Raw genomic sequence first — 12,686 nt, 5'->3', positions numbered from 1 at the left:
GAGGCCTCAAAAAATGGGGGATAAAATACTAAATGAAGGAGATATTGAATTGAGTTGTTGTGCTGGTGATATCAGGTATTAATAATGGGCGCTTTTAATAAATATTAAACCGCTTGCTGCAAAAGCAGCAGCTAATTGTGCAAAAGGCAGCTGTTTTCAAATAGTTTTTATTACTGAAGTTAAGTAAACCTCCCAAACGAATATTATATTCGTATTCACTGTCACATCTGCTTAACTTCAGTATATGCCTTACACCTGCCGTGATATAAGAACGACCATTATTTACTTAATCTTTGTTTTTATTACTGGTATTGGTTTTACCGGGGCTGCGTTTGCCCAAAGCACAGATTCAACCAGTACAAAAACGCAGGATAGCGTAAAAACCGGGGCTATTGCGAAATTGCAGGCACTTGCAAAAAAGATGTCAAAGGAAAGCGCGGACGATTTTGAAACAGACAAAGCCACTGCGGTACAGAACAGGCTGTTTAGTGAAATTAAGAAGACCATGCAAAGGGCGGGCGCTTATCTCAAAAACAATATAGATACTGCTGGTGCTGCAAGACAGATCAACGCCATTGACGCAGATTTTAAAACGGCGAGCGATGGGGTGCTGATCAATAAAGGAAGCGCCCAAACCTTCAGAAACCTAACCGCCACCTCAAAAATCATTACCGAATTACTAAACAAATCTACCTCGTTAAAAAATAAGTTTGAGGTTTACCATACAGACCTTGGTTTGTTCAGGTACCAGCTTGATTCGCTGGCAGATGATCCTCAACTCTTTAAGTTACCAAAGGATTCGGCAAGCATTATCAAATATTTTCAACATATAAAAGTTGTAGCCCGTCAACTAAAGCCTATAGATGCCGCGCTCAGGCTTGCAAGCTACAATGTTCAGAACCTGGTGGACAGTATTAGCATGAATAACCTGAAACTGCAAACCGCGCTGGACGAAATCTCGGTTTACCAAAAAAAGATGGCTGACAATTCTTTCAGCAGGGATTTTGACAATATTTGGGGGCCGGCAGGAGCCTATCGCCCCTTTAATGAAATACTTACGCAGGCAAGGGCAAAAGGACGGCTTACCCTGTCGTTTTATATTCAAAATAATGTAGGGGCATTCATTGTACTTTTTTGTATGGTGCTGGCATCGTTTGTCTACATACGTTCTCTTAAAAATATCTATATCGCAGATGAGTTGCTGACAACGGATTTTGAAGGGCAGTTGGTTTTGCGATACCCCTTACTTTCTGCGCTCATCATCGTGATAAGCTTGTTTCAATTTGCGTTTTTAGGGCCGCCTTTTATCCTTAATGTTATCTTCTGGGCAGTTAGTTGTATTTGCCTGAGTGTGTTGTTCAAAAGCTTTATTACACGCTACTGGATGAATGTTTGGCTATTAATGGTAGCCTTGTTTTTATTAGCCACCCTGGATAACCTTATCCTGCAGGCTTCCAGAACAGAGCGTTGGATCATGTTGTTTTTATCGCTGATAGGCTCCTTTGCGGGAATATTTGTTCTGCGTAAAGGTAAGCAGGAAGAACTGCGGGAAAGATGGATATTGGTATCTATCGGCTTGATGGTTTTTCTCGAATCTACAGCTGTGTTTGCAAACGTTTTTGGGAGGTACAATCTTTCCAAATCTTTGATGATTAGTGGCTACCTGAATGTGGTTGTAGCCATTATTTTTTTGTGGGTGATCAGGCTGATCAATGAAGGCCTTTTTCTGGCCTTTAACGTTTATACCCACCAGGATAAGAAATTATTTTATCTCAATTTCGATAAAGTAGGAAAAAAGATCCATCCCGCTTTTTACGTGTTGCTGGTTATTGGCTGGGGAGTTTTGATTGGCCGTAGTTTTGCGGGGTTCGATTATTTGGCAAGGCCGATCTCTGAATTTTTCGGCCGGGAACGCTCAATCGGAGATTATACTTTCACTATTAATAAGCTATTGCTTTTTGTAGCGATTATGGCAATATCGGTGGTGATATCTAAAATTGTGTCTTTTTTTGCTTCGGATAACCACCTCAGGGGAGATAAAGACGATCAAAAAGGGCAGGCGGGGATAGGTAGCTGGTTACTGCTAATCCGTATCACTATATTGAGTATCGGCCTTTTCATGGCCATAGCCGCAGTGGGTATCCCGCTCGATAAGATCACTATAGTGTTGGGTGCATTGGGTGTGGGTATTGGCTTTGGTTTACAAACGCTGGTTAACAACCTTGTAAGCGGGCTGATCATCGCTTTTGAAAAGCCGGTAAACGTTGGCGATATTGTTGATGTTGACGGACAAGGAGGTACCATGAAATCAATAGGCTTCCGCAGTAGCGTTATATCTACGTGGGATGGTGCAGACTTGGTGATGCCTAACGGCGACCTGCTTAATTCTCACCTTACAAATTGGTCGCTGGCGGGTAATCGTAAACGGATATCAATAACTATCGGAATTGGTTACGATGCCAATCTCAATGCTGCAAAAAAATTACTTGCAGAAATTCTTGAAAATGATCCGCGGATTATGAAAAACCCCGGACCGTTAATTCAATATGAACAATTTGGCAGCAGTTCAATTGACGTGAAGGTATATTTTTGGGCCAGGCAATTAAAAGATGCTGGCGCTATAAGAAGCGATCTGATCATGTCCGTTAAGGAGGCGTTCACTGCTAATGGCATTACAATCCCTATTCCTCAGCAAGATATTTATCTGCACAAACCAGAAGATTAATGCTTTTGCCGCAGTGATTAATTGGCAAAACGTATTTAAACATATCCGATGTGCCTCGCCGTTAATGATAATATAAGGTATAAAAGAATCGGCTCCCTTAATGATCGCTGTAGTTGAAGGAAAAGTAAACTATCTTAATGTAGCAGTCCTCGGGCATGATATGTTAATGATCTTATATAGTGCCGCTACTCCTGCCTGTGCTTATCAGGCCTTGCTGCTTATGTTATCGCATCTGGGATAGCAGCAATTGTGATCACCCTGTTAACGATCAGTTTCCAGGCCATAAAAGCAGCGCTGGCAAATCCTGTGCGTAGCTTACGTTCGGAATGATTTGGCATTTTATCAACAGGCTACACTTAAACCTGTAAGCTAAGATTTAGTTGAATGCAAATTAATTGCCTTCAGGGGTAAGGTACTGGACTCATTTTTACTTAGAAAAAGCGTCATGCCGAAAGCATGACGCTTTTTCTTGAGCAGTTCAAATAGGGGGTAGCATCAGTTTTGATTCGGCTCCTATTTCATCTGCAATCATAAACAACGAACAGTACCACCATCTACGCGTATAACGGATCCAGTAATATAATCGGCATAGGTGCTGCACAGGTAAGCTACGGCGCCTGCTATCTCCTCTGGCCGGCCGTATCTGCCGATATCATTGGGTACCAACGCTTCTACAGATTTCTTTTCTATCTCATCCCATGTTTCCCCCCAGCCGTGAGACGGTGCGAGCTTAGTTATCAATTCCTGCACCGATGGGATCAATATAGCACCCGGAGCAACAACATTTGAAGTAATTCCGGTTCCCTTTAATTGGCGGGCCAATGAAACCGCCAGATTATGGCGCGCAGCCAGGGTGGCACTGTAGTCTGGTAAACTTGCAGTAGGTTGAATAGCAAGGCCCCCACCAATCGTAATTACGCGCCCCCATTGCAAGGTTTTCATCCCCGGTACCAAATGTCTGATCATTCTAACACCGGAAAGCACGTTTGTTTCATAAGTGTTTTTCCAAACATCTGCGGTAGCTTCCTTCCAGGTGGTGTGTGCATAGCCGCCGGCATTGTTAATTAAAATATCGACCGGGCCGTGTGCAAGAACCTGATCTGCCACGGCTTGCGCGCCTTCCTCTGTTGATAAATCTCCTAATGCAATTTCAGCAATTCCGCCCGTTGCAATAATTTCGTTGGCAACAGCGCGGGTACGTTCTTCATTTCGGCCATGAACAATCACTTTTGCACCTTCAGCAGCTAACAAGTTAACGATTGCTTTGCCTAAGCCCGATGACGATCCTGTTACCAGGGCCCTTTTGTTTTCTAAATTTAATTTCATAATAATTTGTTTTTGATTGAGTACTCACTCATTTTTTTGATAAATTTTTTTACGCTACTGCAAGCATTCTCCACATACCTGTAAAGGCTTCATCTATTAAGGCTTTTGTTTCAGCTGGGGGATAATTCACTTCGGATAAAAATTGAAACATGCCAATCATTTGGCTCATGGCAAGTTCGGCAATCATTTCGAGTGGCAGCGGCCGGAAAACTTTATTATCCAGTGCTTCCTGGTAAATAGCACGATGCAGGCTTTTTTCTTTAACAATAGATTCAGTTGAGGCTTTTTTTAAATGTGTTGAGTACTGAAACTGTTGTGTAAAGTAAAACTCTTTTCGATTATCGAGCGACCATTGAACTGAGTAAAAGAAAAGATCTCTTAATCTTTCTTTGATAGTGCCCTCGCCTCTGACATTTTTTACCAGGAAATCGCGGAATTCGTTTTTAACGTATTCATACAGCGCAGCAATGAGATCATCTTTGGTTTTGTAATACGTGAAAATTGTTCCGTGTGCAGTACCTGCCTCTGCTGCAATTTTGCTTGTTGGCGTTCCATGAAAGCCATACTCCACAAAAAGCCGGAGAGACGCCTGTAAAATAGCTTCGTTCTTTTCAGATATGTTTGAGTGAGCAATCACTCAGCAAAGGTAATTATAATTTTAAACGAAGCAACCGGCCGCAGGATTCTGTTTTCCTTATGACATACTAACGACAAATATTGAAAAGTAAAATGAGATCATGATTGGTCTTTTTAAGCGGCCAACTTTCGCATATCCCTCAAATGTTATAAGCAGGCAGAAGGAGGTAAGAAAAAATGTAACTTTCAGATTGCGTTTTTATTAGGTCAGAACATATTTTAGCTCTGGTTACGTTTGTATTAGCGTTGATACTGCCAAACTAAACAACTATAGTTATGAGACTTATTCAGATAGGCGGCTTAGCCATGTTTATAATAGGAGTGTTCTTAATAACAATGTACACCGGAAATCGCCACATACATGCGGTTACAACTAATAAAGTATTTCCGGCTGCCGGTACTGCTATGATTATTGGTGCAATAGTTATAATGCGAAGAAAATAGTTTTTATTAGTATTAAACCGGCGTTTACCAGCCGCAAAATAATGCAAAGCAATAAAATATCGCTAATACTCAATTATCGGGGCGAAAGCCACCGGGTACAAATCACTCATGGGCAATACCATAGTTTGATGTCGCTCATAGCAGATCATCTGGCAATCCCCGGCTTTGGATTATGTTGCGGAATGGGGAGTTGCGGCACTTGTGTGGTACAAATAGCCTCGCCATATTCACAGGCCAAAAGGAATGTTATGGCATGTGGTATACTGGTGAACGATGAATTAGCCAATACGATAATCTTAATACCTGATAAAGTTTATTAGAAAAATACTCAGCTATTTTTCTGCTATATAATTTTACCAAAAGTGGTATCTTTAGTTTTACCCCAAAAACCTGAATGAGCACAATTTTAAAAAATCGGATAACTTCTATCGATTTTCTCCGCGGAGCCATCATGATCATCATGGCCCTTGACCATGTGAGGGATTATTTATATTCCGGATCGTTTTTTTATGATCCGCTCGATCTTACAAAAACAAGTGCCATATTGTTTTTCACCAGGTGGATCACCCACTTTTGTGCCCCGATATTTATGCTGCTTGCCGGAACCTCGGCCAGCCTCATCGGGCAAAAGAAATCCAAAAGGGATTTATCCATATTCCTGATGAAACGTGGGTTATGGCTTATTTTCCTTGAGATGGTTGTGGTTAACTTTGGCTGGAATTTCAACATTACCTTCCCCATGTTTTTCTTTATTACCATTTGGGCGCTGGGCTTAAGCATGATTATACTGGCGGCATTAGTTCACCTGCCTAAAAAATTGATCCTGGGCATTAGTGTTGTGATAATACTGGGGCATAACCTTGCAGATCATATTCATGTGCCTGGGAGTTCATTGCCTGCCTTTGGCTGGTCGCTGCTTCATGAACAGCAGTTTTTTATGTGGCATAAGGAAGTTTTACTGGTAGGCTACCCCATTGTACCGCTAATGGCCGTTATGTCGTTAGGTTATTGTTTGGGCGGGTGGTATACAGCGGGTTACAATGTTAGCAAAAGACAACAAAATTTATTGATAGCAGGAGCGTGCTGTCTGGCTTTGTTCATCGTACTACGTTATACCAACCTATATGGCGATCCTGTAAAATGGAGCGTACAGAAAAATGCATTATTTACCCTGCTTTCATTTATTAAGGTAAACAAATACCCGCCATCGCTTTTGTACCTGTTATTGACATTGGGGGCTGCATTTTTGTTTCTTTCCTTTACAGAAAAATCAAAAGGGAAGGTTGTAGATGTAGTTTCGGTGTATGGCAGGGTGCCTATGTTCTATTACCTTATTCATATCTATATCATTCACCTAATTGCAATAATAGCATCGCTATTAACGCCAGGGCAAAATTGGAAGTTATGGTTCCTGACAAAACCAATCTGGTTCACTACCGACCTAAAAGGTTATGGATTTTCATTGCCTGTTGCATACCTTGTTTGGATCGGCATCGTAGTTGGCCTGTATCCTTTATGCAAACGTTACGATGCATACAAACAGGCTAACAAAGGAAAGTGGTGGTTGAGTTATCTATAAAAAACAAAATATGAAAGCTGTAAGTCTAACCTCAAAAGTATCCGGACAACATAATCCATTAGCCCGGATGACAACCCTGGGAAACGGTTTATTGTCGGTTTTATTAATTTTTATGTTATCAGTATCCAAACCCGAAAATGCCGCTGCGCAGGATAAAAACCATGTGGTCCGTATAGCCAGGCTGGTAATAGATTCGGCACAATTAGAAAATTACATGGCTGCGCTTAAGGAGCACGCCGAAACAGCCGTACGCGTTGAAGCCGGGGTATTAACCTTATATGCAGTAGCAGAAAAGAATAACCCAACCCATATCACAGTTTTTGAGATTTATGCAGATGCCGCTGCATACCAGGCTCATTTGCAAACAGCTCATTTTAAAAAATACAAAAGCACCACAAAAGATATGGTTAAATCGCTTGAGCTTGTGGAAACCACACCAATTGTACTTGCTGCTAAGCCGCATTTGTAACATTTGCCCCAGGCTGTATCATCTTTTTTACCAATTATGATCGTTATGGGAAGAACAAAAAAAGGTGCTGTTAGGCACCTTTTTTGTTTTTTAAACGCTTGCCTGCTTTTCGATAACAATGGCCAGCTTATCGGCCATTAATTGAGCGTTGTTTAAGAGCTTATCCTTTATTTTATCGTGCTGATTTTTGTCGAATATTTTTATTATTAATGACGGGTTATTGAAATCATTGGTGAAGATTTTGAAGTTGGCCGATTCTACTTTTTCCCGGCCTTTGCTTTTGGATGTGGCTGCACCTGCGATGGCCCCAACTCCACCAAATAATATACCGCCAACTATTGCCCGGCCCACGGTGCCTGATTTTTTGTAAACAGTTAAACCATTTTTTTGTATTTCATAATCCCTGATACTATCAAATTGCAAATTGATAATGTCTTTGTTTTTGATGTCGGCAATTGATAGCCTGTTAGTATCAATATTGAGCCCGATAACATTGTCCTGAAACTCAATTATATTATTCGGTGAAAATCCATTTTTAGCCATTAGCGCTACAAGAGATTTGATTTTTTTGTTCTTGATAGCGACAGAAATGCCGGCTGCTGCAATAAAGCAGATTACGAAAATTAGAAAGTAGGTCATAATTGTGGTGTTTTAGGTGAAAAAATATATAGTTTAAATTAATCTGAGCGGTTTAAGATGTAGTTCTGAAAGTTCCGGTTACGGTATCTTTCATATATGCAGTGGTATTACTTAGAATTATATTTTAGGCGGGGCAATAACATATGATGTAAGGTTGTAGGTTAATTACAATATTGATTGAAACGAATTTAATAAAAAATGTGAAATGTTGTGAAATTATATCAGCGAGTTGAATCCGCTTTTGCATTTATTATTGGGTAATTAAATGATGCTGTGCATATTCAGCTTACTTAAAACACATAAAAATGTCTGGGTTGCCCTCTTTGGGATTGAAAAATTGTAAAAATTTTATATATCTATCAGGATGCAACGCTATTCATCAGCGTTGATTTTGACTTGCCAATAAATTAAAGCATATTTATAGCCATGGTATTGTGCCCTGTTTGCAGCGCATGCTATCAATCTTTAATTAACCAATTTTATCATACTTGTTTTCCTGCTAATGAGTAAAAGCACTACCTACCTTGAAACAAAAGGGCATTATCAAATTCTTGACGGCTTACGCGGCGTGGCATCGCTGTTTGTAGTGGCGTTTCATATTTTTGAAACCTATTCCGGTGATCGTTTTCATCAAATTATTAATCACGGCTACCTGGCGGTTGATTTCTTTTTTGTGCTCTCGGGCTTTGTAGTTGCTTACGCCTATGATGACCGTTGGGGCAAAATGACCCAGTGGGATTTTTATAAGCGGCGGCTCATCCGCCTGCAGCCTATGGTTATTGTCGGATCGATCATTGGCGCTTTTTTTTTCTATTCACAAAGCGGCACAGCGTTTCCACTTATTCATGATACGCCGGTTTGGAAAATGCTGGTGGTAATGCTGGTTGGTTGTACGTTGATCCCAATACTACCCTCAATGGATATCCGCGGCTGGCAGGAAATGCACCCGCTTAACGGCCCGGCCTGGTCACTGTTTTTTGAATATATAGCTAATATTCTTTACGCGCTGGTGATCCGCAAGTTCTCTAAAACACTGCTGGCAATATTGGTGTTTGCATCGGCCTGTTTGCTCATTCATTACACGGTGATGGGGCCTCAGGGCGATGTAATTGGTGGATGGTCGGTTGATAAAACACAGCTGTACATTGGCTTCACCCGGTTGCTTTACCCATTTTTTGCCGGGATGCTGCTTTGCCGCATGGGCAAGCTGGTACATGTTAAAGGCGCTTTTACGCTTTGCAGTGTTTTGATCATTGCTGTTTTATGCGTGCCAAGGATAGGAGGGCCAGAACATTTATGGATGAATGGTTTATATGAGTCGTTTTGTATTATTATCGTTTTTCCGTTGATTGTTGCCATAGGCGCAGGCGGAACATTAAAAAGCAAAAGCTCAGTAAGGATCTGCAAATTTATAGGCGATTTGTCGTACCCGCTTTACATTACCCACTATCCCCTCATTTATTTTCACATAGCCTGGGTAACAAATAATAAGATACCTATGGCACAGGGGCTGCTTGGTGGTTTGGGCATTTTTGTAGTGAGCATTGCAATAGCCTATGCTTGCCTTAAGCTATATGACGAACCTGTTAGGGAGTGGTTAAAGAATCGCTATCTTTTAAAAAAGGCTAGATAATATTGGCGGGTATGGGTATCAACTCAGCCTGTATCACTACGCTTGTATCCCCTCTTTGCATTTGCGCAAAGAGGGGATTTTTTGTTTTTCACTCAGATTGGGTGAGTCTGTTATACTTCTATATTATATACTTTTAATGTATTTGGTAATATTAAATTAGATGTACATAAATAAGGTTTGAAAATATCGTTTATAAATCTCATCTTTAGGTGCTTATAAACCCTTGAAAAAGACCATTGCACTAATATTACTCAATATTTACCTGCTCAACATTGGCGGGCAGCTAATGTTGCATCAATATCTGGTTTACAAATCAGACAAGTTTTTCAAGGAACAGGTTCAAAAAGGATTGTATAATGTAAATGACCTTACTGAAGTTACTATCCCTGTTAATTTGCCCACCATTCATGATTGGAGTTTTTTTGAAAACATATCCGGGCATATTACATTTGGAAGCTCCACTTACAATTACGTAAAAATGCGAATGACAAGGAATGCCCTTCACCTGATGTGCATCCCTAACTATGAAACCACCCGCTTTGCAGATAGTAATGTACTTGATGCAAAAGGAATAAAGGATATCCCTGTGCCGCAAAAAGAGCATGTGCCCTTTGGCAAAATGGTTTTACAGGATAATGTGAGCCTTTCGTTTATACAATTTGAATTTTATTGCCCTGTAACACATTTGCCTGAAAACGTTGCACAACCCGTGCCGTTTTTAATAAACGCTCACCAGGAAATTCCTGAACAACCACCCAAAGCATCCTGCTAATTTCTTCCATTTAACCCAATTAAAGGCAGGCATTTGTTTAATGTCCCCCTTGGGTGCTGTTGTCGCAGATTTTATATAATAATTTTTTATTCCGTAGCGATTCTTGCGCGGGTAATATGCTTTAGCATTTTATCAGCGCTGGTAAATGAATATTTTATGATAAAGAAAAAAATTACCGCAGCCCTTATGATGCTGTGCGGTTTCACCATAATTGCATCCTGCCAAAGCTCTTCTAACGAGGATATGGCGCAGGTACTAAAACAAATCAATATAAAAAATAACACCATTTCCAATCCGTTTAATCCGGAAATGAAGCTGGCTTACTGCGATTCGTTACTTAAAACCAAGCGGCTTGGTAAAAGTCCTGAGGTTTTATTTTCAAAGGCGGCACTACTATTAAAGGCCGGACAAGAGCAGCAATCAGTTAATATTTATAAGTACCTGATGGATAATATCGACTTCATGTCGACCGACGAAACGTTGCCCGAACAGGCCATTGCTTATATGCGTTTGGGCGAGCGCAGCAATTGTATGCTAAACCATTCCGGTTCGTCATGCATTTTCCCTATTAAGGATGACGGTGTGCATAAGATCCAAACCGGATCAAGAAAAGCAATTGAGGTTTATAAAATGTTGCTAAAACTTCATCCCAATGATTATCAATCGCGCTGGCTGATCAATATTGCATATATGACACTTGGCGAGTACCCACAAAAAGTACCAAAGGATGTTTTAATCCCCGGTCTTAACACCGACTCGGATACCACCTATCAGGTTAAGCCCTTTGTTGACGTGGCAGCCAACCTTGGTCTTAATATCAATGGCCGTGCTGGAGGGGTAATTGTTGATGATTTTAATAACGATGGCTACCTTGATATCATGACATCGGGCTGGGACCTGAGCGACCCGATGCATTACTTTCAAAATAACCAGGACGGCACGTTTAGCGACCGTACCGAGGCCTCAGGTTTAAAGGGCATTAACGGCGGATTGAATATTCAGCAAACTGATTACAACAATGATGGCAAACTGGATATTTTTGTTTTGCGCGGTGCATGGCTTACCAGGGGTTTCGGAAATCAGCCAAGCTCGCTGTTGCGTAATAATGGCGATGGTACTTTTACCGATGTAACCGCTATAAGCGGTTTGTTTATGCTTCACCCAACCCAAACAGCAACCTGGGCCGATTTTAATAATGATGGCTGGCTGGATGTGTTTGTAGGTAATGAAAATTCAGAGTCGATGTACTCTGCAGATGAGTCAACATGCCAGTTATATATGAATAATCGCAACGGCACGTTCACTAATATAACCACTGCTGCCCATTGCGGTATCAAGGCTTTCGTAAAGGGGGTGACATCTGCCGATTATGATAACGATGGTTTTGTCGATGTATTTATTTCAACGATGGATGGGCATAAATACCTGCTTAAAAACAAAGGTAAAACTGCAGCCGGCGTAGATTTTGAAGATGTTACCGCGCAATCGGGCCTCGACCAGATCAAACAACGCACTTTTACTACCTGGTTTTATGATTATAACAACGATGGCTGGCCCGATTTAATGGTTGCCAATTATCACTTTGAACATACTTTAGGATATTATAGTGCCGCTGCCGCCCTGGGTAAAGCCGTACCGGAAGCCGGCAATATCTATCTGTATAAAAACAATCATAACGGCACATTTACCAATGTAACCAAGGAAGCCGGACTTGATAAAGTAGTTTACAGCATGGGCGCTAACTTTGGCGATATTGATAACGATGGCTATCCCGATATGTATTTCGGCACAGGAAACCCCGATTTTAAATCGCTGGTGCCCAATAAGTTTTTCAGGAACATCGACGGGAAAAGATTTGCAGATATTACGTCATCATCGCGTATGGGTAATTTGCAAAAAGGGCACGGTGTGGCATTTGCTGATTTGAGGAACAACGGCCATCAGGATATTTTTGCCGAAATGGGCGGCGCCTACATCGGCGACTCATATACCAGCTCATTATACATGAACCCGGGTGTAAGTAATAATAACTGGATCAGCCTGAAATTGAACGGTACGAAAGCCAATAATGCTGCCATAGGGAGCCATATAAAACTTACTTTTATGGAAAACGGCGTTAAGCGTTCTGTTTACAAAGATGTTAACTCGGGCGGAAGTTTTGGATCATCACCTTTACAGCAAGAGATAGGCATTGGCCAGGCAAAGGTAATTGATGAAATTGAGATCAAATGGGCAGGCAGCGGCACGGTGCAGTACTTTAAAAATGTTGCCCCAAACCAGTTTTTAAATATTACAGAAGGTAACGACCAATACAAAACTACCCAGCTAACAAAACTGATTTTCAGGGGCAAAAGCATGCCTGTTTGTATGCCTATGCAAATGGCAGCTAAAACAAATTAACTTAAGCATTTGTAATAGAAAATATTGGCTTCATTTTATACCAAAATGGTTACATTTATGTCA

Annotated in this window: 10 protein-coding genes; 7 read left to right on the top strand and 3 right to left on the bottom strand. The window is 41.0% G+C overall.

Annotated features, from left to right (window positions below; all coding sequences use genetic code 11):
• Window positions 1-244: 244 nt before the first annotated feature.
• The gene (locus tag BMX50_RS25555) at window positions 245-2,725 is read left to right on the top strand and encodes a mechanosensitive ion channel family protein (RefSeq protein WP_091216676.1); all 2,481 of its coding nucleotides are present in this window, start codon (window positions 245-247) and stop codon (window positions 2,723-2,725) included.
• 528 nt (window positions 2,726-3,253) lie between these two features.
• On the opposite strand, the gene BMX50_RS25550 is transcribed toward BMX50_RS25555, so the two are convergent.
• Together BMX50_RS25550 and BMX50_RS25545 are read right to left on the bottom strand one after the other, a co-directional pair.
• On the bottom strand, window positions 3,254-4,051 hold the full coding sequence (locus tag BMX50_RS25550; RefSeq protein WP_091216672.1) for an SDR family NAD(P)-dependent oxidoreductase: 798 nt from the start codon (window positions 4,049-4,051) through the stop codon (window positions 3,254-3,256).
• Between the two features lie 49 nt (window positions 4,052-4,100).
• Entirely contained in the window at window positions 4,101-4,688 is a 588-nt protein-coding gene (locus BMX50_RS25545) for a TetR/AcrR family transcriptional regulator (RefSeq protein ID WP_091216667.1), read from the bottom strand.
• Window positions 4,689-5,172: 484 nt separating this feature from the next.
• Between BMX50_RS25545 and BMX50_RS25535 the strand changes: the two genes are divergently transcribed.
• From BMX50_RS25535 to BMX50_RS25525, 3 genes are all read left to right on the top strand, one after another.
• Window positions 5,173-5,451: a (2Fe-2S)-binding protein gene (locus BMX50_RS25535; RefSeq protein ID WP_091216659.1), complete on the top strand. Its 279-nt coding sequence runs from the start codon at window positions 5,173-5,175 to the stop codon at window positions 5,449-5,451.
• A gap of 74 nt (window positions 5,452-5,525) precedes the next feature.
• A complete protein-coding gene (locus BMX50_RS25530; protein WP_091216655.1) occupies window positions 5,526-6,710 on the top strand; it encodes an acetyltransferase domain-containing protein in 1,185 nt (394 codons plus the stop codon).
• A gap of 10 nt (window positions 6,711-6,720) precedes the next feature.
• Window positions 6,721-7,179 carry a putative quinol monooxygenase gene (locus BMX50_RS25525; RefSeq protein WP_208864796.1) on the top strand — a complete coding sequence of 153 codons (459 nt, stop codon included), beginning with the start codon at window positions 6,721-6,723 and terminating at the stop codon, window positions 7,177-7,179.
• 90 nt (window positions 7,180-7,269) lie between these two features.
• Here BMX50_RS25525 and BMX50_RS34785 read toward each other — a convergent pair whose 3' ends face one another.
• Window positions 7,270-7,818, bottom strand: a complete 549-nt coding sequence (locus BMX50_RS34785) for a hypothetical protein (RefSeq protein ID WP_091216647.1) — start codon at window positions 7,816-7,818, stop codon at window positions 7,270-7,272.
• 502 nt (window positions 7,819-8,320) lie between these two features.
• Between BMX50_RS34785 and BMX50_RS25515 the strand changes: the two genes are divergently transcribed.
• The 3 genes from BMX50_RS25515 (at window position 8,321) to BMX50_RS25505 (ending at window position 12,623) form a co-directional block, all read left to right on the top strand.
• Window positions 8,321-9,451 (top strand): acyltransferase family protein, encoded by a 1,131-nt coding sequence (locus BMX50_RS25515; RefSeq protein WP_091216644.1) that lies wholly within the window; start codon window positions 8,321-8,323, stop codon window positions 9,449-9,451.
• A 223-nt stretch (window positions 9,452-9,674) separates the two neighbouring features.
• Window positions 9,675-10,223, top strand: a complete 549-nt coding sequence (locus BMX50_RS25510; protein WP_143065266.1) for a hypothetical protein — start codon at window positions 9,675-9,677, stop codon at window positions 10,221-10,223.
• Window positions 10,224-10,379: 156 nt separating this feature from the next.
• A complete protein-coding gene (locus BMX50_RS25505) occupies window positions 10,380-12,623 on the top strand; it encodes a CRTAC1 family protein (protein WP_244281102.1) in 2,244 nt (747 codons plus the stop codon).
• Window positions 12,624-12,686: the final 63 nt, after the last annotated feature.

The organism is Mucilaginibacter gossypiicola (genome assembly GCF_900110105.1).
Classification (GTDB): domain Bacteria; phylum Bacteroidota; class Bacteroidia; order Sphingobacteriales; family Sphingobacteriaceae; genus Mucilaginibacter; species Mucilaginibacter gossypiicola.
Note: the sequence above shows the minus strand (reverse complement) of the source record. Positions and strands in the feature narration are given on the sequence as shown.

Bases quoted from the DNA above. Each gene is read 5' to 3' on its own strand.
- BMX50_RS25525 (WP_208864796.1), top strand. From the start codon at position 6,721: ATGAAAGCTGTAAGTCTAACCTCAAAAGTATCCGGACAACATAATCCA.
- BMX50_RS25555 (WP_091216676.1), top strand. From the start codon at position 245: ATGCCTTACACCTGCCGTGATATAAGAACGACCATTATTTACTTAATC.
- BMX50_RS25550 (WP_091216672.1), bottom strand. From the start codon at position 4,051: ATGAAATTAAATTTAGAAAACAAAAGGGCCCTGGTAACAGGATCGTCA.
- BMX50_RS25535 (WP_091216659.1), top strand. From the start codon at position 5,173: ATGCAAAGCAATAAAATATCGCTAATACTCAATTATCGGGGCGAAAGC.
- BMX50_RS25505 (WP_244281102.1), top strand. From the start codon at position 10,380: ATGATAAAGAAAAAAATTACCGCAGCCCTTATGATGCTGTGCGGTTTC.
- BMX50_RS25530 (WP_091216655.1), top strand. From the start codon at position 5,526: ATGAGCACAATTTTAAAAAATCGGATAACTTCTATCGATTTTCTCCGC.
- BMX50_RS25515 (WP_091216644.1), top strand. From the start codon at position 8,321: ATGAGTAAAAGCACTACCTACCTTGAAACAAAAGGGCATTATCAAATT.
- BMX50_RS34785 (WP_091216647.1), bottom strand. From the start codon at position 7,818: ATGACCTACTTTCTAATTTTCGTAATCTGCTTTATTGCAGCAGCCGGC.